Annotated in this window: 25 protein-coding genes; 23 read left to right on the top strand and 2 right to left on the bottom strand. The window is 51.2% G+C overall.

The window, feature by feature from the left end; translation table 11 throughout:
- Positions 1-2: 2 nt before the first annotated feature.
- The 5 genes from J5W02_RS06030 to J5W02_RS06010 all read left to right on the top strand — a co-directional run bounded on the left by J5W02_RS06030 (position 3) and on the right by J5W02_RS06010 (position 4,828).
- Positions 3-1,019, top strand: coding sequence for a zinc-dependent alcohol dehydrogenase (locus tag J5W02_RS06030; protein ID WP_219964775.1), 1,017 nt, complete (start codon positions 3-5; stop codon positions 1,017-1,019).
- Between the two features lie 25 nt (positions 1,020-1,044).
- Entirely contained in the window at positions 1,045-1,902 is an 858-nt protein-coding gene (locus J5W02_RS06025; protein ID WP_219964774.1) for a class II fructose-bisphosphate aldolase, read from the top strand.
- Positions 1,903-1,938: 36 nt separating this feature from the next.
- Positions 1,939-2,802, top strand: coding sequence for a class II fructose-1,6-bisphosphate aldolase (gene fba, locus J5W02_RS06020; protein ID WP_219964773.1), 864 nt, complete (start codon positions 1,939-1,941; stop codon positions 2,800-2,802).
- 27 nt (positions 2,803-2,829) lie between these two features.
- Positions 2,830-3,705, top strand: coding sequence for an aldose 1-epimerase family protein (locus J5W02_RS06015; RefSeq protein WP_219964772.1), 876 nt, complete (start codon positions 2,830-2,832; stop codon positions 3,703-3,705).
- Between the two features lie 118 nt (positions 3,706-3,823).
- Entirely contained in the window at positions 3,824-4,828 is a 1,005-nt protein-coding gene (locus J5W02_RS06010; RefSeq protein ID WP_219964771.1) for a LacI family DNA-binding transcriptional regulator, read from the top strand.
- 24 nt (positions 4,829-4,852) lie between these two features.
- Here J5W02_RS06010 and J5W02_RS06005 read toward each other — a convergent pair whose 3' ends face one another.
- Positions 4,853-5,869 carry a LacI family DNA-binding transcriptional regulator gene (locus J5W02_RS06005; protein ID WP_219964770.1) on the bottom strand — a complete coding sequence of 339 codons (1,017 nt, stop codon included), beginning with the start codon at positions 5,867-5,869 and terminating at the stop codon, positions 4,853-4,855.
- A gap of 183 nt (positions 5,870-6,052) precedes the next feature.
- Here J5W02_RS06005 and J5W02_RS06000 point away from each other — a divergent pair, with 183 nt between their 5' ends.
- From J5W02_RS06000 to J5W02_RS05980, 5 genes are all read left to right on the top strand, one after another.
- Positions 6,053-6,772, top strand: coding sequence for a sulfite exporter TauE/SafE family protein (locus J5W02_RS06000; RefSeq protein WP_219964769.1), 720 nt, complete (start codon positions 6,053-6,055; stop codon positions 6,770-6,772).
- 97 nt (positions 6,773-6,869) lie between these two features.
- Complete coding sequence (locus tag J5W02_RS05995) at positions 6,870-8,030, top strand: diphosphate--fructose-6-phosphate 1-phosphotransferase (RefSeq protein WP_219964768.1); 1,161 nt, start codon at positions 6,870-6,872, stop codon at positions 8,028-8,030.
- 21 nt (positions 8,031-8,051) lie between these two features.
- On the top strand, positions 8,052-8,990 hold the full coding sequence (locus J5W02_RS05990) for a triose-phosphate isomerase family protein (protein WP_219964767.1): 939 nt from the start codon (positions 8,052-8,054) through the stop codon (positions 8,988-8,990).
- Between the two features lie 19 nt (positions 8,991-9,009).
- The gene (locus J5W02_RS05985) at positions 9,010-10,494 is read left to right on the top strand and encodes a lactate racemase domain-containing protein (protein ID WP_219964766.1); all 1,485 of its coding nucleotides are present in this window, start codon (positions 9,010-9,012) and stop codon (positions 10,492-10,494) included.
- A gap of 36 nt (positions 10,495-10,530) precedes the next feature.
- A complete protein-coding gene (locus J5W02_RS05980; RefSeq protein WP_219964765.1) occupies positions 10,531-11,313 on the top strand; it encodes a sulfite exporter TauE/SafE family protein in 783 nt (260 codons plus the stop codon).
- A 79-nt stretch (positions 11,314-11,392) separates the two neighbouring features.
- Here the strand turns inward: J5W02_RS05980 and J5W02_RS05975 are convergent, their stop codons facing one another.
- Positions 11,393-12,844 carry a DUF4183 domain-containing protein gene (locus tag J5W02_RS05975; RefSeq protein ID WP_219964764.1) on the bottom strand — a complete coding sequence of 484 codons (1,452 nt, stop codon included), beginning with the start codon at positions 12,842-12,844 and terminating at the stop codon, positions 11,393-11,395.
- Between the two features lie 192 nt (positions 12,845-13,036).
- On the opposite strand from J5W02_RS05975, the gene J5W02_RS05970 reads away from it, so the two are divergent.
- From J5W02_RS05970 to J5W02_RS05915, 13 genes are all read left to right on the top strand, one after another.
- Positions 13,037-14,047 (top strand): NAD-dependent 4,6-dehydratase LegB, encoded by a 1,011-nt coding sequence (locus J5W02_RS05970; RefSeq protein WP_219964763.1) that lies wholly within the window; start codon positions 13,037-13,039, stop codon positions 14,045-14,047.
- Positions 14,044-15,228: a LegC family aminotransferase gene (locus tag J5W02_RS14705; protein WP_255575599.1), complete on the top strand. Its 1,185-nt coding sequence runs from the start codon at positions 14,044-14,046 to the stop codon at positions 15,226-15,228. Before J5W02_RS05970 ends, J5W02_RS14705 begins: the two co-directional genes overlap by 4 nt.
- Entirely contained in the window at positions 15,225-16,466 is a 1,242-nt protein-coding gene (neuC, locus tag J5W02_RS05965) for a UDP-N-acetylglucosamine 2-epimerase (RefSeq protein WP_330659695.1), read from the top strand. Before J5W02_RS14705 ends, neuC begins: the two co-directional genes overlap by 4 nt.
- Entirely contained in the window at positions 16,438-17,499 is a 1,062-nt protein-coding gene (locus J5W02_RS05960; RefSeq protein ID WP_219964761.1) for a GNAT family N-acetyltransferase, read from the top strand. Before neuC ends, J5W02_RS05960 begins: the two co-directional genes overlap by 29 nt.
- A 16-nt stretch (positions 17,500-17,515) precedes the next feature.
- Positions 17,516-18,514, top strand: a complete 999-nt coding sequence (gene neuB, locus J5W02_RS05955) for an N-acetylneuraminate synthase (RefSeq protein ID WP_219964760.1) — start codon at positions 17,516-17,518, stop codon at positions 18,512-18,514.
- Positions 18,515-18,557: 43 nt separating this feature from the next.
- A complete protein-coding gene (locus J5W02_RS05950; RefSeq protein WP_219964759.1) occupies positions 18,558-19,547 on the top strand; it encodes a Gfo/Idh/MocA family protein in 990 nt (329 codons plus the stop codon).
- On the top strand, positions 19,544-20,476 hold the full coding sequence (locus J5W02_RS05945; RefSeq protein WP_219964758.1) for a Gfo/Idh/MocA family protein: 933 nt from the start codon (positions 19,544-19,546) through the stop codon (positions 20,474-20,476). Before J5W02_RS05950 ends, J5W02_RS05945 begins: the two co-directional genes overlap by 4 nt.
- Positions 20,473-21,222, top strand: a complete 750-nt coding sequence (locus J5W02_RS05940; protein ID WP_219964757.1) for an acylneuraminate cytidylyltransferase family protein — start codon at positions 20,473-20,475, stop codon at positions 21,220-21,222. The genes J5W02_RS05945 and J5W02_RS05940 overlap by 4 nt, the downstream gene beginning before the upstream one ends.
- Before the next feature lie 141 nt (positions 21,223-21,363).
- A complete protein-coding gene (locus tag J5W02_RS05935) occupies positions 21,364-22,410 on the top strand; it encodes a nucleotidyltransferase family protein (protein WP_219964756.1) in 1,047 nt (348 codons plus the stop codon).
- A 56-nt stretch (positions 22,411-22,466) separates the two neighbouring features.
- Positions 22,467-22,781: a hypothetical protein gene (locus J5W02_RS05930; protein WP_219964755.1), complete on the top strand. Its 315-nt coding sequence runs from the start codon at positions 22,467-22,469 to the stop codon at positions 22,779-22,781.
- Positions 22,774-23,127: a hypothetical protein gene (locus J5W02_RS05925; protein WP_219964754.1), complete on the top strand. Its 354-nt coding sequence runs from the start codon at positions 22,774-22,776 to the stop codon at positions 23,125-23,127. The genes J5W02_RS05930 and J5W02_RS05925 overlap by 8 nt, the downstream gene beginning before the upstream one ends.
- On the top strand, positions 23,087-25,024 hold the full coding sequence (locus tag J5W02_RS05920; protein WP_219964753.1) for a motility associated factor glycosyltransferase family protein: 1,938 nt from the start codon (positions 23,087-23,089) through the stop codon (positions 25,022-25,024). Before J5W02_RS05925 ends, J5W02_RS05920 begins: the two co-directional genes overlap by 41 nt.
- The gene (locus tag J5W02_RS05915; RefSeq protein ID WP_219964752.1) at positions 25,021-25,392 is read left to right on the top strand and encodes a tetratricopeptide repeat protein; all 372 of its coding nucleotides are present in this window, start codon (positions 25,021-25,023) and stop codon (positions 25,390-25,392) included. The genes J5W02_RS05920 and J5W02_RS05915 overlap by 4 nt, the downstream gene beginning before the upstream one ends.
- Position 25,393: the final 1 nt, after the last annotated feature.

Below are 25,393 nucleotides of genomic sequence, written 5' to 3'. Positions count from 1 at the left end.
TTATGAAAGTATTATCATTACCGGAAGCTGGAAAACTGATTTTTGAAGATCTGCCGAAGCCGGAGCTTACTGCCGGCAGCGCAATTATTAAAATGGAAGCCTGCGGCATCTGCGGCTCCGACGCAACCGCCTACCGCGGCGTAAATCCGACCGTCCGCTACCCGATTCAGGGCATCGGCCACGAGGGTGTCGGCACCATCGTAGAGATCGGCGAAAATGACAAGGGCCTCAAAGTGGGCGACCGTGTTGCGCTGGAACCCTATGTTCCCTGCAACAAGTGCCATATGTGCGCTGTGGGACGCTTCAACAACTGTGCCGATATCCGCGTCTGCGGTGTTCATAAAAACGGAATGATGGCGGAATATTTTTCCCATCCTATTCAGCTGATTTACAAACTGCCGGATGAGATGGATTTCCACCGCGCCGCGTGTGTGGAGCCCCTTACCATCGGACTGCACGCAGCCACCAGAGCCCGTGTTTCCAAGGGTGAGCACGTTGTCGTGTTCGGCGCCGGCACCATCGGTTTGCTGGCTTCCTTTGCCTGCCTGAGCTACGGCGCGACCCCGATTATCGTAGACGTTCTTCAGTCCCGTCTGGACTTTGCAAAAGAGTGCGGCATTCCGTATGCCTTTAATTCCTCCAACGGCGGCGTTGCAGAGTATCTGGCTGAAGTAACCAACGGCAAGCTGCCCGAAGCAATGATTGAGTGTACAGGCGCCGCTCCGGTTCTTGCCGAACTGCACAACTATGTCTGCCACGGCGGACGCGTAGCCATGGTCGGCTGGCCGAAGGGACCTGTCAGCATCAATACGGTGCGCTGCATGCAGAAGGAACTGGATATTCTGCCGTCCCGCAATTCCAACGCGAAATTCCCGGAGTCCATTGAACTGATTAACTCCGGCAAAGTGCCTGTAGAAAAAATTATTACCAAAGTTGTCAAACTGTCCGAGGTGGAAGCGACCATTCAGGACATGATCGCCAACCCCAGCAACTATTTAAAGGTAGTAGCGGACATATAAGCTTGACACAGAACGGAGTTTTATCATGCTGACATCGACATATGAAATGCTGGAAAAGGCATACAAAGGCCATTATGCCATTCCGGCTATCAATACACAGGGGGGCACCTACGACATCATCCGCGCGATCTGTCTGGCTGCCGAAGAGCTGCATTCCCCTGTGATTCTGGCGCATTACCTGAACACCGGCGCCTATTCCGGACACGAATGGTTTGCCGAAACCTCCAAGTGGATGGCAAAGAATGTGTCTGTCCCTGTCGCGATCCATCTGGATCACGGCGATACCTTTGAGCACTGCATGGAGATGCTGAAGTACGGCTTCACCTCCATTATGTACGACGGCTCTTCACAGGACGTGGAGGGCAATGCGGCAAGTACGAATGAGGTAATCAAAGCCTGCCACGCTTTCGGAGTGCCCGTAGAAGCGGAAATCGGCGAGCTGGCCCGTCTGGATGACCAGGGCCAGGTCACCGGTTCCTCCAATATGGCTGATCCGAAAAACGTTGAAAGATACTTAAGCCTTTGCAAACCCGATTCTCTGGCAATCGGCATCGGCAACGCGCACGGCTTCTACAAGGGGCCTGTAAATATCAATGTAGAGATTCTGGAGAAATGCCGCGAATTTACGGATGTTCCGTTTGTTCTGCACGGCTGCACCGGTATGGACGAAGCGCTGATTCAGCGTTCCATTAACAGCGGTGTGGCAAAGATCAATTTCGGCACCCAGATCCGCTATCAGTACGTCGGTTATCTGAAAGAAGGCATGGAGCAGGGGATTGACCGGGGACACGCCTGGAGACTTTCTCAGTATGCCTGCAACCGCCTGAAGGAAGATGTGAAAAAGATCATTCTGCTGGCAGGTTCCGACGGAAAAGCCGACTGATTGCCTGATATGCCCCAGGAAAGGAATTAATGAAATATGCTGGTATCTGCAAAAGAAATGATGACCAAGGCCAAAGCGGGCAAATACGCTGTGGCTCAGATCAATATCAATAATCTGGAATGGACGAAAGCCGTTCTGGAAACCGCTCAGGAACTGAATTCTCCCGTTATTCTGGGCGTTTCAGAGAGCGCCGGAGACTACATGGGCGGTTACCGCGCCATTGTAGGCATGACCGAGGGCCTGATGGAGGACCTGAACATCACGGTTCCCGTCGCTCTTCATTTGGATCACGGAACCTACGAAGGCTCCAAAAAATGTATCCGCGCCGGTTTTTCCTCCATTATGTTCGACGGTTCCCACTATCCAATTGAGGAAAACTTTGCAAAAACCAAGGAACTGGTTGCCACCTGCGACACGCTGGGAATTTCCCTGGAGGCGGAAGTCGGCGCAATCGGCGGTGTGGAAGACGGCGTTATCGCTGCCGGAGAATGTGCCGATCCCGACGAATGCAAAAGCATAGCCGATTTGGGTGTAACCATGCTGGCTGCCGGGATTGGAAACATTCACGGCAAGTATCCCGCAAACTGGGCGGGACTCAGCTTTGACACTCTGGCCGCGATCAGCGAAAAAGTCGGCGAGATGCCGCTTGTTCTGCACGGCGGTTCCGGTATTCCCGAAGATCAGATCCGCAAGGCGATTTCGCTCGGCGTGAGCAAAATCAATGTGAACACCGAGTGCATGCTGGCGTTCCAGACTACGGTCCGCATTTACTTTGAAGAGAAAAAGGACCTGATCGGCCGCGGCTACGACCCGCGTGACATTATCGGTTTCGGCATCGAGGGCGTCAAGGCTACCGTCCGCGAAAAGATGGAGCTGTTCGGCTCTGTTGGCAAGGCGTAAGCCTTCTGCCGGAAAGGAGTATCCCGTATGGATTATGTCATTTCGAATGATTGCCTGAACGTGGTGATTTCGTCAATTGGCGGCGAAATTATGTCGGTGCAGGGTACCGACGGTACGGAATATATGTGGCAGGGAGACGGTGCCTATTGGAAAAAGCGTGCTCCGCACCTTTTTCCCTTCTGCGGCAGACTGACCGACGGCCAGTGCACCATGGAAGGCGAAGTCTGCAAAATGGACACGCACGGATTTTTCCGCTGGACGGAAATGGAGCTGGCGGACAATACCGGCGACACACTCACCCTGCGGATGAAAACGGATGATACGACCCGCCCCCAGTACCCCCGTGAATGGGCCGCCGAGCTGCGCTACACGCTGGACGGCAGCACACTGAAAATAGATTTCAGCGTAAAAAACAACGATACCCGCACAATGTATTTCGGTTACGGCGGGCATCCCGGGTTTCATGTTCCCCTGAAAAAAGGACTGCGGTTTGAGGATTACTGCCTTGAATTTGCTGAAGAATGTCAGCCGCTGTCCATTGGAATGTCCGACGCCTGCTTCCTGCAGGGCGAGGACGCCCCGCTTCCATTAGCACAGGGCAGAAAGCTGCCGCTGAGACATACTTTGTTTGACCGTGACGCGATCTTTCTGCGCAATGCAGCCCGGAAGATCACCCTTAGGTCCGAACTGGACGATCACAGTGTAACGGTTGATTTCCCGGAATTTCCTTTTGTTGGAATCTGGCATTCCCCCAAAAGCGACGCCCCGTTCGTCTGCGTGGAACCGTGGACCAGTCTGCCGTCCCGGCAGGATGTGGTGGAGGCGCTGGAGGAGAAATCCGATATGATTCGCCTGACCCCCGGCGAGGTTTATCGGAACTGCTGGAGCATCACTTACCGCTAAATTCACAAAACGGTCAATTTGTGTGGGAATCATCTGTTTTTCTTTGACAATTCCCGCTTCCGGGATATAATTACAGATAGGGTACATACGAGTTTATTGTAACAGAGGGGGAGAAGTCATGGAGGAGCCATTTAAGTGCGCGACGCGCGCCGACGTTGCCAAAAGGGCAGGCGTCAGTGAAACCATTGTCTCTTATGTGCTTAACAACAACCGTTATGTAGACAAAGACAAACGGGAACGGGTGTTGAAGGCCGTAAAAGAACTGCACTATACTCCAAATAACATTGCACGGGCCCTGAAGGGCAAAAACAGCAACCACATTATTTTTATTGCGGACAGAATCAATAACGAGTATTTCAACCAGCTTACCTTTGAAATGGACAAATATGCCTATGAAAAGGGATGGCTGCTTTCCCTGTGCTCCAACCGCAACCAGCCGGATTTTGTCCGGCAGATCATCGGCCGCCGCTTTGACGGAATCGTCATCAGCTCCATCAGCATCCCGGAGTCGTTTGAACAGGAATTTGTGGATGCCGGTATCCCGGTGGTCGTTTTACAGAACCGCGCCAGCAACAATCTGACCGGCGCGGCTTTTATCGGCCCCGGACTGTATCACGGTGCGCGCGATGTTGTCCGCTATCTTTACGACAGGGGTCGCCGCAACATTCTGTATATTGACCGTATTTCCACTCACAATCACTACAGTACGCTCAGTGATTCCCGTCTGCGGGGCTTTATTACGGAAATGGAAGCGTGCGGGCTGCAGCATGAGGGTCATGTGATTACCGGCTGTACTTCCCCTGAGGAAGTGCAGGAGAAGCTGGGCGCTTACCTTTTGGAGCATCCGGTTGACGCGGTGTTCGGCCGCAACGATCAGATTGCCTGTTACGCCATGAAAAAAATTCTGAGCACCGGCCGCCGTGTACCGGACGACGTTGCGGTAGTCGGATACGACAATTCGAGCATCTGCCAGATTGTCACGCCTACTCTGACAACGATGGAAGCGCAGAAGGGTATGATCGCAAAGGTCGCCATCGATATGATTTATCAGATGCAGACACAGGGAACGCTGCCGGACCCGGTGCATTTCCCCGCGAAAATGATTGTCAGGGAAAGTACCTGACAAAGGCCCTCCGCCTACATAGCGTTATCCCTTTTTCAACGGGGCACAGCTGTCCCGGCTGATAAGAGTGTACGGAATCTCGATTTTGATCGGAACCTGATGGCCGCCTTCAATGCGGTCTATCATGGTTTTTACGGTGAATTTTCCAAGATCCTCTTTCGGAATATGGATACTGGTCAGAGTAGGGGAGGAATACTGGCACATTTCCGTGTTGTCAATGCCGATTACGGAAATATCGCTGGGGATTCCGATTCCCTGTTCGCTCAGGGCTTTCATTACGCCGATGGCCGTTATGTCGTTGGCACAGAAGATGGCTGTTGGCCGCGTGGCGGTCAGGATTTTGAGCCCGCTCAGATAGCCGCCGTTCAGGGACTGCTCCGATTCAACGACATGTTCCTTTACAATCGGCAGCCGAAGCTCCTGCATCGCGTCATAGTATCCGCGGTATCTTGCCTCCAGTGATTTTTCACCGATATAACCGATGCTGCGGTGCCCGAGCATATACAAATGCCAGACAGCGGTTTTGGCCGCCTTGTAACCGTCGCAGATAATCTGGTCGTAAGGGTCGTTGATTGCGTTGAGCCCCGTGTAAACAACGTTCTTGCAGCTGTTTTTGAGCAGCTGCACCAGCGTACGGGAATATCGCCCCAGAACGATCATTCCGTCCGGCGGAGCCACAGAAAAACGCTGAGAGATATTTTTAAAATCGGACGCGGAATAGACGCCGATCACGTCGTAGCGGTTCTTCATGCACTCGTGTTCAATCGCGTGGTAAATCTGGGAAAAGAAGGGGTCTGATTTTCCTTCCGCCGTTCGCGCGAACAGGCAGGCGATGGAGCGATTTTTTTCCTGAACCGGAACAGCGGCGCCCAGCTTCAGATCCTGAGCCGTGCTGTTTGGAAAGTATCCCGTCTGATGCACAAGATCCCAGATTTTGTTCCGTACTTCCTCACTGGCGGCACGGACATCGTTTTTATTGACAACCCGGGAGACCGTGGACACGGAAACCCCGGCTAATTTAGCAAGTTCCTTTAAAGTCATTCTGTTTTTCCCTTTCGTTGGATACAGCAGGTTCTTAGGTTTGTGTTTGCTGTTTCCCAGTATACCATTTTTTAGCCAATTATGCAAACGTTTGTGTAAAAATTTGCGCAAATGATGTGTTCGCTGTGGTAGGATTAATTTAGAGCAGGGGATCACGAGCCTTCTGCTGTGTGAGGTGCATACATGGAACTGTTGTACATCATATTGGTTACTTTTTTAGCCAGTATGATTCAAGTAACGACCGGGTTTGGGTACGGAATTGTGACAATGAGTCTGTGGCCTTTTGTGCTGCCGCTCAAACAGGCAGCCGTGATGGAGGCGGTCACTTGTTTTTTCATGGTGGTCGGTTTGGTAGTCAAACTGCGTAAGCATATCAACTACAAACTGCTGACCTACCCGTTGATTTCTTCGTTTATCTTTAATTTTCTGGGTGTTTATGTTCTGGTGTCCAGTACAGAGGCGCTGCTTCGCCGTATTCTGGGGTTAGTGCTGATTGCGACTTCCGTGTATTTTATTTTCTTCAGCGAGAAAATCACTCTCCTTCCCAACCGCAGGAACGGATTTTTTGCAGGAGCCCTGAGCGGATTTTTCAACGGAGTGTTCAGCTTGGGCGGCCCGCCCGTGGCAGTGTATTTTCTGTCCGTAGCAAAAGACAAGATGGAATACAACGCGACCATGCAGTGCTTCTTCGCCGTCAATGTCGTGCTTCTGTTTTTCAACCACCTGTTTCTGGGAAATATAAACACACAGGTGCTGCAGGACAGCGCAATTGCCATTATCGGGCTTCCACTGGGTACTTTGGCGGGATTTGTTTTATTTAAAAAATTATCCGTGCAGCTTATTAAGAAAATTGTTTATGTGTTTATGCTTGTGTTCGGGCTGCACCTGACAATCGCAGGATAAAGAGATTACAGGCTGCTCCCGCTGTGTATTGGAGCGGCAAAATTGGAAATAAAAAGACAAGAGCATTTTCTGATTATGAAAAGGAGTTCGTACAGTTATGAAAGGAAATTTGTTGGTTGTACATGGCGGCGGCCCTACCGCTGTCATCAATTCCTCCCTCTACGGCGTTATCCGCGAAGCGGAGCGCAATGAAAGCATTGGAAGTGTTTACGGAGCGCTCGGCGGAACCGCCGGTGTCCTTGCGGAAAAATTTATTGATTTTTCCACGGTTCCCTCAGCGGAAATCGAAATGCTGAAACAAACCCCATCCACAGCAATCGGAACCTCCAGAACTCCGCTTACCCCGGAGGACTACGATCGCATGATCTCCATTTTTAAAAAGCACAATATCAAATATGTGCTTTTTAACGGGGGAAACGGTTCCATGGATACCTGCGGAAAGCTCTACCGCGCCGCAAAGGATGAAGACATCCGCGTAGTAGGAATTCCGAAGACGATTGACAACGACATCGCCATTACCGACCATTGCCCCGGCTACGGCAGCGCGGCCCGTTTTGTCGCCCAGACGGTCGCCGAAATTGCTCAGGATGTCCGTTCCATGCCGATCCACGTCAGCATTGTGGAAACCATGGGAAGAAACGCCGGCTGGATTACGGCTGCCGCGGCTCTTGCCGCGACCGAGTACAGCTGCGGGCCGGACAGAATTTATCTGCCGGAAATCGCATTTGACGAGGACAAATTCCTGAGTGACGTTCAGTCCATTTACGACCGCAAGGGATATGCGATTATCGTTGCGAGCGAAGGATTGAAAAAAGCGGATCATACCCCGATCGTAGACCCGATCTTCAAAATCCGGCGCGACACTTACTTCGGGGATGTGGGAGCGCACCTTGCCGAACTCGTGCTCAAGAATCTGGGCATCAAAGCCCGCAGTGAAAAGCCGGGTATTGCCGGACGCGCGTCCATCCTGAACCAGTCCTCCGTTGACCGCGAGGAAGCGATTCAGGCCGGAGCAGCGGCCTGCCGCGCGGCGCTGGAGGGAAAAACCGGCGTCATGATCGGCTTTAAGCGCCTTTCCTCCGATCCTTACCAAATGGAAATCATGGATGTGCCGATTGAAGAGGTCATGCTGCACGAACGTATGATGCCGAAGGAATTCATCAATGAAGACGGTACTGGCGTTACGGAGAAATTCACAGAATGGTGCCGTCCTCTGGTCGGCGGAGATCTGCTGAAATTTGCATGGTTCAATAAATAAAAAAAGGAGTCTCAGCGAAAGATGAATGATATTTTTATTAACCTGAAGCGATTTGATGTTCTGCGTGAGAAAGGCGGCGTCTGCCCCTCAGATAACGCAAAAGAATGGATAGAAGAGGTTGTCGCCAAAAGCGTCGAACTGAAACTGGGCTCGCTGGACGACGTAAATGTCGTTTATTTCGTGCCTGAGGCTCTGATTATTCCCGCGCAGGAAAAGTTGGCGTCTTTCCCGCAGTCTGACAGAAAAAACCTTCACGTTGGCTGTCAGGGTGTGTTCCGCAACAACATTGAACCCGGTAAAAATTTCGGCGCCTTTACCACCAATATGCCTGCCGCGAGCGCGTACCAGATGGGCTGCCGCTGGTCCATTATCGGTCATTCCGAGGAACGCCGCAACCTGCAGGAAATCATCGGGGCTTTTGAACCGGACTGGAACGCGGCCGACGATACCCGCAAGCGCTGCGCAACCGCATCCGACGGAATCATTCATCAGGAAGTGCTTTCCGCTCTAAAGCAGGGGATGGACGTTCTTCTCTGTGTAGGAGAAACGGCGGAGGAGCGCGGAGAGGGCAGCTTTGAAGAGCAGCAGCCCCGTATCCGTGAAACGCTCCGCGCTCAGCTGGCGCGCTGCCTGGACGGCGTGACAGACTGCCTGGAAGGCAGAAAAATCGCCATCGGCTATGAGCCGATCTGGGCAATCGGGCCCGGAAAAACTCCTCCGGGAAAAGAGTATATCGGTTTTGTTTCCGGCTTTATTAAGGAAACCGTCAAAGAGCTGTGCGGGTTTGAAATTCCGGTGGTTTACGGCGGCGGGCTGAAAGAAGCAAATGCCGCGGAAATTGCAAGCGTAGATACCATCGACGGCGGCCTGGTCGCGCTGACCCGCTTCACCGGAGAAATCGGATTTTTTGTGGAAGACCTTAAAATCATTATCGATAAATATTTAAATTCAGCCTGTTAAATACGAAAGGAGAAAACAAATGAAATTTGACTTTGAATACGGACAGGGCATGATGTCGGCAAATCTGCCCGACAATACCGATGTTTTCATTCCCGGTGTTACCGTAGCGGATCCGCCGTGTATTCCGGAAGATCAGCTGGTGGAAGCCACCCGCAAATCCATTCAGAACCCAATCGGAATGGAGCCGCTTTCCAAGCTTGCGAAAAAGGGCTCCAAAGTAACCATTATCTTCCCGGACAGAGTAAAGGGCGGCGAGCAGCCGACCGCGCACCGCAAAGTTTCCATCCCCATCATTCTGGAGGAACTTTACAAAGCGGGCGTAGAAAAGAAGGACATCCTCCTGATCTGCTCCAACGGTCTGCACAGAAAGAATACAAAGCAGGAAATCTTCAACGTGCTCGGGCCCGACCTTTTCCATGAGTTCTGGTTCAGCCATCAGATCATCAACCACGACAGCGAAGACTATGACCATCTGGTCGACCTCGGCACAACCGACCGCGGCGACCCGGTCCTGATGAATAAATATGTTTACGACTCCGATGTTGCCATCCTGATCGGCCACACACAGGGCAACCCGTACGGCGGCTATTCCGGCGGCTACAAGCACTGCGCGACCGGTATTACCCACTGGCGCAGCATTGCTTCCCACCATGTTCCGGAAGTCATGCACCGCAAGGATTTCACCCCGGTTAGCGGCCACTCCCTGATGCGTACCAAGTTCGACGAGATCGGGATGCACATGGAAAAATGCATGGGCAAGAAATTCTTCTGCTGCGACGCGGTGCTGGATTCCAAATCCCGCCAGCTTGAGATCAACAGCGGCTACGCCGCGGAAATGCAGCCGATTTCCTGGAAATTGGCAGACAAGAGAACCTATGTGAACTGGGCGGAAAAGAAATACGACGTACTGGTATTCGGGATGCCGCAGTTCTTCCATTACGGAGACGGCATGGGCACCAACCCCATCATGATGATGCAGGCCCTTTCCGCACAGGTCATCCGCTTTAAGAGAATTATGAAGGATAACTGCGTCATTATCTGTTCGTCCACCTGCAACGGCTATTTCCACGACGAGCTTTGGCCGTACCTGCGCGAGTGCTACGATATGTTCCAGAAGGATTATATGAATACCCTGCCGGATATGAACCGTTACGGCGAGTATTTTGCAACCAATGAGGAATATATCCGCAAGTACCGTTACTGCAACGCGTTCCATCCGTTCCACGGTTTCTCCATGATGAGCTGCGGTCATATTGCGGAGCAGAACACTTCCGCCATCTATATTGTCGGAGCGCAGGAGCCGGGTTATGCAAGAGGAATGGGCCTGAAGACCAGAGCGACCTTTGAAGAGGCGCTGGCTGACGCAAAGAAGAAATATGTCGGTGAAAATCCGAACATCCTTGCTTTGCCGCAGACCTTTAAGATTCCCTCCGTCCACCTTTGCATGAAGGATGAACCCTATGACGGATACAACGGTTTCGCTGATCTGCACCCCCATGGTTAAAGGGTTGCTTGACGGAAAACAGAAGGAGGCAGGCTCTTGGAAATTCTATATTTTTTAGTGAGCCTGCTGGCCTCTGCCATCGGCGGAATCTGCGGTGTGGGCGGCGGCGTCATCATTAAGCCTGTGCTTGACGCCACCGGCACCATGAGCGTAAGCGGAATCAGCTTTCTTTCCGGCTGCACCGTTCTCTCCATGTCCATTATTTCCGTGCTGCGGAACTCGAAAAACCGCGGCATGATCGACGTGAAAACAAGCACCCCGCTTGCCGTCGGTTCCGTATTTGGCGGACTTGTGGGGAAATCGGTGTTCGATATGCTCAAAACCCTTCTTCAGAATGAAAATCATCTGGGCGCGGTACAGGCGAGCCTGCTTTTGGTGATTACGGTGGGCACTCTTCTGTACAGCGTTTTTTCCGCAAAAATTCATACCCACCATGTGAACAGCATGGTGGGATGCGTTTTGATCGGACTGGGGCTGGGTACCGTTTCCTCGTTTCTCGGAATCGGCGGCGGCCCGATCAATCTGACGGTTCTGTTCTTTTTCTTTTCCATGGACATTAAAAAGGCAGCCGCCAATTCTCTGTACATCATCATGTTTTCACAGCTCTCCAGCTTCTTGCAGACGCTGCTCAGCGGTACCGTACCGCAGATCAGTCTTCTGATTTTAGCACTGATGGTCGTTGCCGGAGTCGCCGGCGGAATGATCGGCGGCCGTTTAAACCAGAAGCTTTCCGAAAAGACGGTGGATCATCTGTTTATCAGCTTTATGGCTGTGATTATCGCAATCAATATTTTTAATATCATAAAATTTACTGTCTGATTTTGAAATCGGCGGTGGGAAACGAAGGCAGGGCGTATGACGAAAAGTCATACGCCCTGCCTGTTTTCATCGGGAATTTTCAGTCATCTCCCTGCGGAAGTGTCAGCTCGGTTTCCGGTACCTGTTCATACCTCTGAATCCAGCGGCGGTAGGCGGAGCTCGACATTCCGTATTCCCTTGTGGAGTTTGCGGAAGATTGACTGACATACTGCAGTGAAATAGGAGCGTCTCTGATAGGAGCGTCCTGCGTCTTTAAAAGAAGAAATCCCTCATAGACCAGGTAGTTGACGCCGGGCTGCAAAACGCCGTTGACAAAAAGGTTCTGGTAAACGCTCAGCTTCGGGTCGGGAATCCCTTTGTCGCCGTACATCAGAATCTGGTCGCGGTCGGTAAAAATTTTTCTCCCTTCGGAAAGGGCATTGAACTGGTAGGTATCCATCCGGAAAAGCTGTCCGCGGGGATCCCTGATGACCAGTGATTCCAGTATAATCAGCTCTCCTTTGGACGGGATATCCTCCGTGGTCAGTTCCAGAACTCCCTTCCGTACAAGATAGTTGCCGGTCGGCTGCAAAACGCCGTTGATATAGAGATTGAAATACGAAACCTCATTCGGGTCAGGAATCCCATTGCCGCCGTAGGCCTTCAGTTCGTCGGCATCGGTAAAGATTTTTTTTGTTCCGTCGGAAACAGCATTGTACCGGTTATCGGTTACCTTCATTTTTTCATCCTGCTGATTTTTCAGCGTGACAAATAAAATCATCACCGCCTGCCCGGTGCCGGGCGCGTCTTCCGTGGTGAGATTCAGCAGGCCTTTGGTAATGTGATAGTTTGTTTTGGGCTGCAGAACCCCGTTTACAAACAGATTGCAGTAAGAAACCTCATCGGGAGAAAGAATCCCCCTGTCGCCGTATTGGGTCAGTTCGTCCTGATTGGTGTATGTTTTCTGGCCGTCCGCAGAAAGCGCATTGTACTGGTAAACCTCCGCCTTCAGAACCATGCTCTGGTAACAGATTTCGGTTTCGCTTTTAAACACGGCCGAGCCATAGATTTTGTCGGTGTGGAGGCATACGGTGCCCTTGACCGCAAGGGAAGAATCCACCTCCGGAACGCGCAGGGTGACTTTCGCTCTGGATTCTGCAGTGGTTTCGATATGGATAAAGATTTTAACACGGTCGGTAATGGCATCGGGTTCCCGTAAAAGGGGAATCGCACAGCATTGGAAGCTGTCTGTCGCGAAGAAAAGCACGGTTTCCTGCGGCGCACAGAGGGAAATATACTGGACAATGCTAAAGGGAATGGGCGAAGACATCCTGTTTTCGTCCGTTGAAAAAGTAACGAATCCTTCGATCAGAACAGTGGCAATGCTCTGCAGAACCGTTTTTCCGGAGAGCAGCCTGACCTGCTCCTGAGGACGGTCTTTCGGAGAAGATAATTCGGTATAGCGGATTGCGCCCGGTACGCAGGGATTCAGAGCGTTTCCGTTCCGGTCGGATAAACGGCAGGTAATCAGGGGAAATTTGCTTTTTATCATAGCATCCACTCCATTTTTTTAACGGATTTCCAACGATGCCGCGGTGCCGGGTGCTTTCATAAATGCCGTAAATTCCATTTTACGAAAGCAGGCGGCAGGCCGCGGCTGCTGACATTCTCCCCGTCTTTTACTTCTATTTTTTATCTGCCGGAATATATTATAGAGTATCGGAGTTTTGTCAGGAGGGATAAGATGGACTTAAACGGGAAAAAAATTCTAGTTACCGGCGCGGACGGGTTTATTGGATCCCATTTGACGGAAGAACTGGTCAGAAGAGGATATTCCGTCCGCGCTTTTGTCTGTTATAATTCCTATAATTCCTGGGGTTGGCTGGACCAGTCGCCGGCAGAAATAAAAGACGCTCTGGAAGTGGTGGCAGGGGACATCAGGGACTCTTACCGGATAAAAAAAGCAATGGAGAACTGTGAGGTTGTTTTTCATCTGGCCGCTTTGGTAGCAATCCCTTATTCATATTATTCTCCCGGTGCATATATTGACACGAATATCCGGGGGAGCTTTCACATTTTGCAGGCGGCCCGTGAGCTGGGAACGGAAAGAATCATTCAGACCTCCACCAGTGAGGTTTACGGTACGGCCCAGACCGTTCCCATCCCGGAAACTCATCCGTTGCATGCCCAGTCTCCCTATGCCGCGTCAAAGATTGGAGCCGATCAGTTGGCTCTTTCTTTTTATGATTCCTTTCAGACGCCGGTTGCCGTCATCCGTCCGTTCAACACCTACGGCCCCAGACAGTCGGACCGGGCCGTCATTCCTGCCATTATCACACAGATTGCAAGTGGAAAACGAAAAATCCGGCTTGGTTCCCTCAAACCCACCAGGGACTTTAATTATGTCCGCGACACGGTGCGCGGATTTTTGGAGGTCGCCGAATGTGACGCGGCAGTGGGAGAGGTCGTGAATATCGGCAGCAATTATGAGGTTTCCATCGGGGAAACCGCTCAGATCATTGCGGAGGTGATGGGTGCGGAAATGGAAATAGAAACCGATCCGCAGCGGGTGCGCCCTCCTAAAAGCGAGGTGGAACGCCTTTGGGCGGATACCGCAAAAGCAGTCCGGCTGTTTGGCTGGAAGCCGGAGTACGCGGGAAAGGACGGGCTGAAGCGCGGACTTCGGGAAACCGCGCGGTGGTTTGCCGATCCCGAACATCTGAAACTCTATAAAACAGACAGGTATAACCTATGAGTACAGAAAAGAACGCTGATCCTTTAGAAATTGTTGCGGCACTGGAAAAAGTGCTGGATAGAGAAAAGACTCCCATCCCGCTGCACGAGCCCCGTTTTGCAGGAAACGAGTGGAACTATGTGCGGGACTGCCTCGATACCAACTTTGTTTCCTCCGTCGGAAAGTATGTTGATGAGTTTGAAGAAAAGCTGGCTGAGTTTACGGGGGTCAGGCGCGCTGTGGCGGTGGTCAATGGTACGGCCGCGCTGTACCTGTGCCTGAAACTGGCCGGAGTCACAAGCGGCGATGAAGTGCTGGTACCCGCGCTGACGTTTGTGGCTACGTCAAACGCGGTGTGCTACTGCGGAGCCGTTCCCCATTTTGTAGACAGTGACCTTGCGACTCTGGGAATCGACCCCAAAAAGCTGGAAACTTATCTTGCGAAGATCACCGAATGGAAGGACGGCTTTCCCTGTAATCAGGCAACCGGGCGGCCCATCCGGGCGGTTGTCGCCATGCACACCTTCGGGCATCCCGTCGACCTTGACCCGCTGCTGGAAGTGTGCCGTAAATACCGGCTGGAATTGATTGAGGACGCCGCGGAATCGCTTGGTTCCTATTACAAAAATATCCACACCGGCAATTTTGGCAAGCTCGCCTCCCTCAGCTTTAATGGAAATAAAATTGTTACCACCGGCGGAGGCGGCGCCATTCTGACAAATGACGAAGAGCTCGCCAGACAGGCAAAACATATCAGCACTACGGCAAGGATGACGCACCAGTGGGATTTCATCCATGACTGCGTCGGGTACAACTTTCGTATGCCGAACATCAACGCCGCGCTCGGCTGTGCGCAGTTGGAGCAGCTGAATGGTTTTCTCAAAAGCAAACGGGCTCTGGCCGAAAAATACCGGCAGGCTTTCGCGCCTCTTTCAGGCATCGCTTTTTTCCGGGAACCTTCCTACGCGAAAAGCAACTACTGGCTGAACACACTGATTCTGGATAAAGGGGACACGGAAATGCGCGATTCAATTATTTCCGAAACCAACCGCCGGGGAATGCTGACCCGGCCGGCATGGGTTCTAATGAACCGGCTGCCCATGTTCCAAAGCTGCCCGCACATGGATTTGTCCGCTGCCGAAGACCTGGAACAGAGGATTATCAATATTCCAAGCAGCGCCCGGCTGGGGGAAGAGCTGTGAGCCCGGGAGCCGTGCGCAGAATCTGCGTTGTGACGGGAACAAGGGCGGAATACGGTCTGCTGAATCCTCTGATGAAAAGGATCCGGATGGAACCGGAATTTCAGCTGCAGCTGGTGGTCACGGGTATGCACCTGTCGCCGGAGTTCGGACTGACTTATCAGGAAATTGAAGAAGACGGATTTTCCATTGATAAAAAGGTGGAGATGCTCCTGTCCAGTGACACCCCCACGGGAATCGCCAAGTCCGTGGGTCTGGGCATGATCGGATTTGCGGACGCTTTTTCAGAGCTGAAACCCGACCTGCTGGTGATAACGGGGGACCGGTATGAAATGCTGGCGGCCGCGCAGACCGCGTTGTTCGCCCGGATTCCGATTGCCCATATCGGCGGGGGCGATACCACAGAGGGGGCCTTTGACGAGGCAATCCGGCACAGCATTTCCAAAATGGCGCAGCTGCACTTTGTGACCAACGAAGAATCCTGCCAAAGGGTGGCGCAGCTGGGGGAAGACCCGGCCCATATCTACAATGTGGGCAGTCTGGGAATTGACCGGATTCTATCCCTGCCCCGGATCAGCCGCGCCGAACTGGAACAGTCGCTTTCCTTCCGCTTTCGGGAAAGAAATCTGCTGATTACGTTCCACCCCGTTACACTGGATTCAGAGGATTCCGGCAGCCAGTTTCAGCAGCTGTTACAGGCACTGGACGGTTTTGGCCCCGGCGTAGGCCTGATTTTTACCCGGCCGAACGCCGATCCGCAGGGACGGGAGCTGATTCGGCTGTTGAATCAGTTTGCAGGCTGCCATCCGAATGCCGCCGTCTTTTCATCTTTGGGGCAGACGCGGTATTTCAGCCTTATTGCACAGGTGGACGCGGTGGTGGGGAACTCCTCCAGCGGGGTATACGAAGTCCCTTCTTTCCATAAGCCGACGGTGAACATCGGTGACCGGCAGAAGGGGCGGCTTCTTGCTTCCTCCGTTCTTTGCTGTGCGCCCCAAAAAGCGGAAATCGAAAAAGCCGTCCGGGCGGCGTTTGCAAAGGACTGCTCCGGGGCGGTCAATCCCTACGGAAAGGGCGACGCGGCGAAGAAAATTGTCGAGGTTCTTCGCACCGTCCCGGATTATCGAAGCCTTTTAAAGAAACATTTTTTTCCAATGGAACGGGTGGAAATCAAACGCGGATATTTCCGGCCTTTCAGATTGGGGGGCAAATATGGGAAACCTTCAAATCATTCCGTTTGAGGAACGGGAAAACTGGGACGCCGTTGTGCGTTCTTTTGCCCGGTTCGATGTCTATTATCTCAGCGGCTATGTTTCTGCTTTCCGCTTTGCAAAGGACGGCGCGCCTTTTTTACTGTATTACCGCGGAGAGGGGATGAGGCTTTGCTATGTCGTACAGCAGCGCGATATTGCTGAAAGTCCGGCGTACAGCGGAATTTTGGAACGTGGGCGCTGCTTTGACTGGTCAACGCCCTACGGCTACGGCGGGCCGCTGACAGAGGGCTTCAGTGAGCGGGGAATCGGGGATTTTTTTGCTCTGCTCAGCGATTACTGCCGTTCCAACCGCATAGTGTCGCAGTTTATCCGGTTTCATCCCCTTCTGGAAAATTACCGGGTCTTTGAGGGAAAGTGTGAACTGTACAACATCAGGCATACCGTCTATATGAATACGAAAGACAAGGCGGTGATTGACGCAAATCTGGAATCAAGGTGCCGGGGCGCCATTCACAAGGCAATGAAAAACCATGTCCAAATTGAAAACAGCCGGAGCGAGGAAGCCCAAAAGACGTTTATCCGGATGTACTATGAGACCATGCAGCGGCGTTCTGCCGCGGACTATTACTATTTCAGCGAAGAATTCTTTGACGATTTCTTTGCGAAGCTGGCGGATTGTTACCGGATTTTCTATGCGGTTCTGAATGAGGAAATCATTTGTTCCGCGATCATTATGTACTGCAACGGAAGTATGCACTACCATCTTTCCGCGGCACGGAAGGAATACTTTGCGCTGTCGCCCAACAGCCTTCTTCTCTATACGGCGGCGTGCTGGGGCGCGGAAAACGGCTGCTCGAAATTTCATCTTGGCGGCGGGGTAGGGGCGCAGGACAGCCTGTTCCTATTTAAGCGATCCTTTCATAAAAAAGGCCTGGCGGATTTTTATATCGGACGGAACATTTTTTGTGAAGAAGTCTATCGGGAGCTGCTAAAGCTCCGGGCGGCTTCCGACCCCGGCTTTTGCCCGGACAATGACCGCCTGATTCAGTACCGGGCGTAACGGGGGGCAGAGACGATTGGGGAAAATACTGATTGTGGCCGAAGCGGGTGTGAACCATAACGGCAGAATGGATCTGGCCTATCGGCTGATTGATGCGGCTGCGGAGGCGGGAGCGGACTATGTCAAATTCCAGACTTGGAAAAGCGAAGCAATCATTTCAAAATACGCGCAGAAAGCGGAGTATCAGAAGGAATCCACCGGCGCGGAAGAATCCATGCTGGATATGGTCAAAAAACTGGAGCTGTCGTTTGAAAATTTTCGCCGGCTGAAGGAACACTGTGACGCGGCAGGAGTTGGGTTTCTGTCCACTCCCTTCGATGTGGAAAGCGCGCGGTTTTTATCGTCTTTGGGAATGAAAATTATGAAAGTTCCCTCCGGTGAAATCACAAATCTGCCGCTGCTGGAAACCATTGCCGGGCTGCCCGGTTCCGTGCTTCTGTCGACCGGCATGAGCGAGGTATGGGAAATCCGGGAAGCCGTTTCCGTACTGCAAAAAGACATGGAAAAAGACATTACGGTGCTGCACTGCAACACACAGTACCCGACCCCTCTTTCGGATGTTAATCTGCGGGTGATGCGGACATTGAAAGAACAGCTGGGGCTGCCGGTGGGTTTGTCGGACCATTCCCAAGGAATTGAAGTCCCTGTCGCCGCCGCGGCGCTGGGGGCACAGGTCATTGAAAAGCATTTCACCCTGAGCCGCGGGATGAAGGGCCCCGACCACCGGGCGAGCATTGAACCGGATGAACTTTGCCGGATGGTCAGATATATCCGCAATATTGAGCAGGCCATGGGCAGCGGGGAAAAGCATGTGACGGATTCTGAAAGAGAGAACCGAAGCCTGGTAAGGAAGAGTATTGTTGCTTCCCAAAAGATTTTAAAGGGAGAGGTGTTTACACCGGAAAATATCACGGCGAAAAGACCGGGAGCGGGGATTTCTCCAATGCGCTGGAACGAGGTGCTGGGCGCTGCCGCCATCCGGGACTTTGAGGAAGATGAACTGATTGCGTTTTAGGCGGGAGTGATTTCATGGTCGGTTTTCAGAAAGGAAGTTTGCGATGAAGTTTCTGGTAATTGGGTTGGGTTCCATGGGCAGAAGGAGAATTTCGCTGCTTTTAAATTGCTTTGACAGCATTTCCGTCTGCGGGGTGGATGTTCGGGAAGAACGGCGGGAACAAACGCAGGCTCTTTTTGGCATCCCGGTTTACGCCGGTCTGGAAACAGCAGTCGAACAGGAACAGCCGTGCGCCGCTTTGGTCTGCACTTCCCCAGCCAGCCACGCGGACGTGATTCTGGACTGTATCGCAAAGGGGCTGCATATCTTCAGCGAAATCAATTTGATTTCAGACCGGTACGACGAGATTCTGCAAGCCGCCGAAGAACGGCAGGTCAAGCTTTTTTTATCTTCCACCCTGCTTTACCGCAAAGAGCTTCAGGCAGTCAGGGACTGTGTCCTGAAACAGGGGGAAAAGGTGAATTACCGGTACCATGTCGGCCAGTATCTGCCCGACTGGCATCCGTGGGAAGATTACCGGGATTTCTTTGTGGGCGATCCGAAAACCAATGCCTGCCGTGAAATTTTTGCGATTGATCTGCCCTGGATTCTGCATACATTTGGAAAAGTAAGAAAAGTTACGGTCTTCAAGGATCATCTTTCCAAACTGGAGCTAGGGTATCCGGACAATTACTTTGTTGTTCTGGAGCACAAAAACGGGAACAAGGGAATCTGGATTGTGGATGTGGTTGCAAGAAAAGCACAGAGAAATCTTCTGGTTTATTCGGAAAACCTGCACCTGAGCTGGGACGGGACGCCGGATAGCCTTTTCAGGTATAACGTACGGGAAAAGACCATGGAGAAGATGGAAACGTATTCCAATGCGGTTAGAGATGACCGGTACGCGGAAAGCATTATTGAAAACGCATATCTGGAGGAGCTTCGGGTATTTGTTGACAAAATTACCGGCGGGAAAAACCGGGAGCGGTACACCTTTGCGGAGGACCGGCGGACGCTGCGCCTGATCGACAGAATTGAGGGGATGAAAGCTTGAAGGTTTGTTTCTGCGGACTGGGCTCCATCGGGAAAAGGCATCTGCGCAACTTACACACGGTTGCACACGAACAGAATCTCCCGCTGGAAGTCCACGCGCTGAGAAAAACCCACACGCCGTTGGATGATACAGTACAGGCGCTACTTTCCCGTCAGCTTTTTGAGGAGCGGGAGCTTGACAGTGATTATGACATTGCTTTTATCACAAACCCGACCAGCCTTCATTATGATACTGTGAAAGCAATGGCGGGCAGAACGGAGCATCTGTTTATAGAAAAACCGCTGTTTGACAGCGCTTGGTACCGTCTGGAAGACCTGAAGCTGAACCCGCAGGGTGTTTCCTACGCCGCGGGGCCGCTGCGCTTTTCCCCCGTCATACAAAAGCTGGGGGAAATCCTTTCACGGGAACCGGTTTACAGTGTACGGGTTCTTTGTTCCAGCTATCTGCCGGACTGGCGGCCCGGAGACTACCGGAAGGTTTACAGCGCCAGAAAAGAGCTGGGCGGCGGGGTTGCACTGGACCTGATCCACGAGTGGGATTATCTGGTCGCTCTGTTCGGATTTCCGCAAACGGTTTTCCGGGTGTCGGGAAAATATTCCCCACTCGAAATTGACAGTGAAGACCTGTCGGTTTATATTGCCCGGTACCCGGATAAAGCGGTGGAACTCCATCTTGACTATTTCGGCAGGGTGCCGCGGCGTGAAATAGAACTTTTTACGGAAAGCGGAACCATTACAGGCGATCTTTTTGCAAACACCGTTACCTTTACGGACGGCAGAGAACGGATTCATTATGAAGAAGAAGAGAACGAAAGCTACCTTAGGGAAATGCGGTTTTTCCTCAGCCATGTCGAAAGCGGGGCCGCGTACAGCAACCTGAACCGCTGTTTGGCCGTTTTAAATATTGCGTTGGGAAAGGAGCAGGCATGAATATTCTGATAACAATCTGCGGAAGAGCAGGTTCGAAAGGAGTGAAAAATAAAAATATGCGGCTCTTTTTCGGAAAGCCGCTCATTAATTACTCCATTGCGTCGGCCTATCTTTTTAAAAGAGAACACCATTTTGATACGGTGGACATCTGTGTGAACAGCGACAGTGACCAACTGCTGAAAATAGCCGAACCCTACGGCCCGACCTGTATCCGCAGGCCGGAGGAGCTTGCGCAGGATACCTCGCCGAAGGTTCCCGCCATCCGGTATTCGCTTGATGAGATGGAGCGGAAATTCGGCCTGCGGTATGATTATGTCATGGATCTGGATATTACGTCACCCTTCAGGACGGTGGCGGACATGGAAGCCGCACTTAAAAAAGCCGAAGAAAACCCGGAAACAGACGTCGTTTTTTCCGTGGTGCCTTCCCGGCGGAATCCCTACTTCAATATGGTGGAGTACCGGGACGGAGAAATGAAAAAAGTGTTGGACGGCGGCTTTACAGCGCGGCAGCAGGCGCCAAAGGTTTACGATATGAACGCGTCCATCTACTGCTACCGGCGGGACAGTTTATACAGTAAGCTGAAACAGTCCCCCCTGGACGGCAAATTCGATACGATCGTTATGCGGGACACCGCAATTCTGGACATTGATTCCGAAGACGACTTCAATCTTCTGGAAATACTGGCGTGCTATTTCTTTCAGGATGAGTTTAAGGAACTGTATGACTACACCAGCAGAATGTAAGCGTTTGGATTGAAGATTCCAGCGTCTGGTAAAGGAGTCGCATTCACCAAAAGGCCCCCCGAAAATATAATGGTATCAGAGATTCCGGCATATAATGAACAATTGTTTATTAAATAGATTGCATGGATGACAGGGGCAGCAATGAACGATTGGAAAAAAATCCTGATTCTACCGGATACCAAAATTCAGGAGGCAATTGAGATCATCGATTTAAATTCCCTGCAGATTGCCGTAGTTACGGACCGGGACGGTAAACTGCTGGGTACGGTCACGGACGGGGATATCCGCCGGGGAATCCTGAAGGGAGTTCCGCTGAGCAATCCGGTGGAGGATATTATGAATGCCCACCCGGTGACGATTCCGGAAATGAAGGATAAAACAAGCATTCTGAATATTTTGAAAATCAATCAGCTCCGGCATCTTCCCGTGGTGGACGGTAAGGGCAGGGTCATTGGAATAGAGTGGGTTGACGACCTGATTACGCTTTCCAAATATGAAAACTGGGTCGTGATTATGGCGGGGGGGCTGGGGAAAAGGCTCAGTCCGCTGACGGACGACTGCCCGAAGCCGATGCTGAAAATTGCCGATAAGCCGGTACTGGAAACCATTCTGAACCAGTTTATCAAGCAGGGATTCCATCAATTTTGTTTTTCTGTCAATTATCTTTCCGAACAGATCAGGGAATATTTCGGGGACGGCTCCAAATGGGGAGTGGAGATCCGGTATATTGCCGAGAAAAAAGAGATGGGTACGGCGGGTTCGCTGAGCCTGTTTCCGGTCAAGACGGAGCTGCCGGTCATTATTATCAACGGGGATATCCTGACAAAACTGAGCTTTGAACAGCTGCTCAATTTTCACCTGAGCCATCAGGCACGCGCTACGGTCGCCGTGACAACTTACGATTTTCAGGTTCCTTACGGAGTGGTAAAAGTAAATAAAGACAGGCTGATCGGATTTGACGAAAAACCCGTTTACGCCAGCTTTATCAACGCGGGAATTTATGTATTGAATCCGGAAGTTCTGGGCAGGATTCCAAGCTCCTATTTTGACATGAATCATCTGCTGGAAATCATGCTGGAAGAAAAGGAACCGGTCTGTATTTTCCCGATTCGGGAATACTGGATCGATATTGGAAAAATAGAGGATTTTCATCAGGCCAGTCTTGATTTTCCCGTGGTGTTCCAATGAAACGCAGGTTTTTCGCGGGAACGCCCACGAATACGGAATGAATGGGGAGGAGTCATATGAGAATCAGGGAAAATTTTCACGAGGACTGTGAGCTCTATACGGAAGAGCAGCAAAAACGGACTGCAGAACTATTTCAGCGCGCGTTTCAGATTGCGCAGATGAAGCGGCTGCTGGCTGAAATACGGAAGCAGTCCGTTTTGTTCCGGAAAGTATTTCTGACAGAGCAGGAGCTGCTGGAGGAACAAAAAACAGCGGAGGCCTATGACTCTAAAATGAAGTGGACAGTACCGTTTACTTTGCACAATCTGGAAGCGTACCAGCGTTCCGGCTGGAAAGAACTGATTGATAAAGGAGATGCCGGAAATGAGTGAGTTGACTAAGATCCAAGAGCGAAATGACCGGTTCCGGGAGTCGCTGAAAGCATCCGTGGAGCATTTCAGAAAGGGAGAAGATCAAGCGGGTCTGGACGAATTTCTGAACAGCATGGATGATCTGGAGGGAATCCTTCAGTATTACCAGTGCACGGGAGAACCAGAAATGGAACTGGACAAAATGCTGGCGGTTCTGGAAAAACTGCCTGTATATCTGAATCATCAGGATGTGGCCGGTTTGGCAGACACACTGGAATTTACGCTTTATCCGCTTTCTGAAAACTGGATGAAAGGGGTGACGGAGAATGGCGGTAGCCCCTCAGAATCAAATCCGAGCAGTATATGAAAAAAATCTGAAGATGCTTGCTCCGTGGATTCAGGATTCTTTGGAAAAAATAGATGAGGAAGAGCTTTGGCGGGAAATTGAGGTTACCTATAATGCACAGGGGTATCCTGTCTGCCGCTATCATCATGGGGACGAGAGCTTTCAGGTTACCAGCGAACGCCCCGTCCAGGAGGCGGAAGAATGGTGGAAAACGATTGCAGAACGGGGTTCGGGAGCTATTTTTCTATATGGCTGCGGATTCGGCTATTCGCTGCTTGAAATTTTTGCCCGCAAAAAGTCAAATACCATTGTCATCCTGTTTGAGGAAAATCTTTATTTGTTCAAAGCAATGCTGTACTATTTTGATTTGACCCCTGTGTTGGAGACCAGAAAAATCATCATTTTTATTGGCGACAGCAAATATTTTGCCGAAGCCTTTGACCAACTGTTCCGCAGCATTGTTTTTTACAACTGCACCTGTCCTACGCTCGCTTTTACACCGCTCGCCAGACGAAATTTTAAAGAGCAGTATCTGCAAATCCACAAATATGTTTTTTCCAGATTATCTTTGTTTACTTTTTATACAGGAAACGACCATCTTGATAATTTAATCGGATTTCAAAATATACTGGAGAATGTCGAGGAGATCGTGCGGAATCCGTATTTAAGCTGCATGGAAAATCAATATCGGAATGTCCCGGCGTTTATCATTGCCAACGGGCCGTCGCTGGACAAAAACATTCAGCAGCTGAAAAAAATTCAGGGGAAAGGGCTAATCATATCAGTGGAATCCGCGATTGTTCCCCTGATAAAAAATCATATCACACCGGATATCTTAACCATTATTGAACGCACGCCGGAAACCTATACCTATCATTTTGAAAATACGGATTATCCTGAGGATATTGCTCTGCTTTGTCTGGCATTGGTTGACAAACGGGTGTACCCTTCCTTTTTGGGGCCCAAAATTCCCCTGTTCCGCAGAGGAGAGGCTGTAAATGAATGGGTCAATCAATCCCTCGGGGATGGAAGCGCCCTTGATGCAGGAGCCAATGTGTCCCACCTTGCCGCGGAGCTTGCCGTGTACCTAGGCGCAAATCCGGTTGTTTTTGTAGGACAGGATTACGCCTACGGTGCCGAAGGCGTTACCCACAGCAAAGATGCCGCTTATAATGAGGAAAAAGGGAAAAAGGCGAAAGAGATTATCCAGGCGATGCCGGTCATTTATGTGGAGGGAAACGATGGTACCATGGTTCCGTCAAACCGGTTGTGGGCAGATTTTAAGCTGGGACTGGAGATGAAAATCGCAGCACATCCCGACACGCGATTTTTAAACGCAACAGAGGGCGGCGCCAGAATAGAAGGAACGGAATGTATGCCGTTAAGCCGCGTCATTCAGGATTACTGCTTACAGTCCATTCCTTTCCGCGTCAATGAGTTTGTTTCTGAAAATAAAGGGAAGGTTTCCCTTTCCGAAAGGAAAGAGCGCCTGATAGATTTCATTGGAAGCGTGGAAAAGCACGCGGAATCATACCGCAATTTGGTTCATCAGGCAATGATGGCGAAATTTGACTGCAAAAGAATGGTTCGGCTGGCCGAAAAAGAAGATACCCAAAACCGAAGTATCCTTGAGCAAACGTATCAAAAAAATGTTGAACTTTATCAGCTTTTTTTGTCGGACGCCATGTATCGGTGCTTTTTGCAGCAGATGTTCTTTGTTTACTACTATATCATCAGTCAGCTAGGAGCTTTTGACACACCTGAGAAGGTTACGGAGATTTTTAAAATACAGTACAATTTTTTCAGCCATATAGGGGTTGTCTGTCAAAGCGTGTCGGTTCACCTGGAAAATGCCGCGGAAAAGCTGAAAAACGTGCTGCGAAAGCTGGAATCTGAACAAGAGGAGGGTGCAAAATGAGCGGGATGAATGAATTAAAACGGAAGCTTGATCTTTTTTTAATGGAGCCGGAGAATCCCGTTCTTCTGAACGACATCGGCGTTCTGCTTTACCGGATGAAGGATTGGGACAATTCGATGCGATTTCTGAAAAAGGCATATGAGCTTCATCCGGAAGACGGGGAGATTCTTTATAATTACGCAACCCTTCTATATACCCGGTTTGAGTGGGAAGAGGCCGCCAAACAATACGGGGCTTATCTCGCGATTTTTCCCGAAGACAGAAAAGCGATGGAAAGGCTGGGGGATACCTTCTATCAGCTGGGGGAGTACGCCGCCGCCGCTCAAATTGATGAGTCTTTCAGAAAAACACGGGAAGGAGGCCACTGAT

The sequence above is a fragment of the Caproiciproducens faecalis genome (genome assembly GCF_019448085.1).
Taxonomy (GTDB): domain Bacteria; phylum Bacillota; class Clostridia; order Oscillospirales; family Acutalibacteraceae; genus Caproiciproducens; species Caproiciproducens faecalis.
This window is presented reverse-complemented; position numbering and strand designations above follow the sequence as displayed.

Excerpts from the sequence above, each read along its gene's own strand:
- J5W02_RS05970 (WP_219964763.1), top strand. The coding sequence starts at position 13,037 with ATGGACTTAAACGGGAAAAAAATTCTAGTTACCGGCGCGGACGGGTTT.
- J5W02_RS05960 (WP_219964761.1), top strand. The coding sequence starts at position 16,438 with ATGGGAAACCTTCAAATCATTCCGTTTGAGGAACGGGAAAACTGGGAC.
- J5W02_RS05950 (WP_219964759.1), top strand. The coding sequence starts at position 18,558 with ATGAAGTTTCTGGTAATTGGGTTGGGTTCCATGGGCAGAAGGAGAATT.
- J5W02_RS06015 (WP_219964772.1), top strand. The coding sequence starts at position 2,830 with ATGGATTATGTCATTTCGAATGATTGCCTGAACGTGGTGATTTCGTCA.
- J5W02_RS05930 (WP_219964755.1), top strand. The coding sequence starts at position 22,467 with ATGAGAATCAGGGAAAATTTTCACGAGGACTGTGAGCTCTATACGGAA.
- J5W02_RS05915 (WP_219964752.1), top strand. The coding sequence starts at position 25,021 with ATGAGCGGGATGAATGAATTAAAACGGAAGCTTGATCTTTTTTTAATG.
- J5W02_RS05995 (WP_219964768.1), top strand. The coding sequence starts at position 6,870 with ATGAAAGGAAATTTGTTGGTTGTACATGGCGGCGGCCCTACCGCTGTC.
- J5W02_RS06010 (WP_219964771.1), top strand. The coding sequence starts at position 3,824 with ATGGAGGAGCCATTTAAGTGCGCGACGCGCGCCGACGTTGCCAAAAGG.
- fba (WP_219964773.1), top strand. The coding sequence starts at position 1,939 with ATGCTGGTATCTGCAAAAGAAATGATGACCAAGGCCAAAGCGGGCAAA.
- J5W02_RS05985 (WP_219964766.1), top strand. The coding sequence starts at position 9,010 with ATGAAATTTGACTTTGAATACGGACAGGGCATGATGTCGGCAAATCTG.
- J5W02_RS06030 (WP_219964775.1), top strand. The coding sequence starts at position 3 with ATGAAAGTATTATCATTACCGGAAGCTGGAAAACTGATTTTTGAAGAT.
- J5W02_RS06000 (WP_219964769.1), top strand. The coding sequence starts at position 6,053 with ATGGAACTGTTGTACATCATATTGGTTACTTTTTTAGCCAGTATGATT.
- J5W02_RS14705 (WP_255575599.1), top strand. The coding sequence starts at position 14,044 with ATGAGTACAGAAAAGAACGCTGATCCTTTAGAAATTGTTGCGGCACTG.
- J5W02_RS06005 (WP_219964770.1), bottom strand. The coding sequence starts at position 5,869 with ATGACTTTAAAGGAACTTGCTAAATTAGCCGGGGTTTCCGTGTCCACG.
- J5W02_RS06025 (WP_219964774.1), top strand. The coding sequence starts at position 1,045 with ATGCTGACATCGACATATGAAATGCTGGAAAAGGCATACAAAGGCCAT.
- J5W02_RS05975 (WP_219964764.1), bottom strand. The coding sequence starts at position 12,844 with ATGATAAAAAGCAAATTTCCCCTGATTACCTGCCGTTTATCCGACCGG.
- J5W02_RS05920 (WP_219964753.1), top strand. The coding sequence starts at position 23,087 with ATGGCGGTAGCCCCTCAGAATCAAATCCGAGCAGTATATGAAAAAAAT.
- J5W02_RS05935 (WP_219964756.1), top strand. The coding sequence starts at position 21,364 with ATGAACGATTGGAAAAAAATCCTGATTCTACCGGATACCAAAATTCAG.
- J5W02_RS05925 (WP_219964754.1), top strand. The coding sequence starts at position 22,774 with ATGAGTGAGTTGACTAAGATCCAAGAGCGAAATGACCGGTTCCGGGAG.
- J5W02_RS05940 (WP_219964757.1), top strand. The coding sequence starts at position 20,473 with ATGAATATTCTGATAACAATCTGCGGAAGAGCAGGTTCGAAAGGAGTG.
- J5W02_RS05990 (WP_219964767.1), top strand. The coding sequence starts at position 8,052 with ATGAATGATATTTTTATTAACCTGAAGCGATTTGATGTTCTGCGTGAG.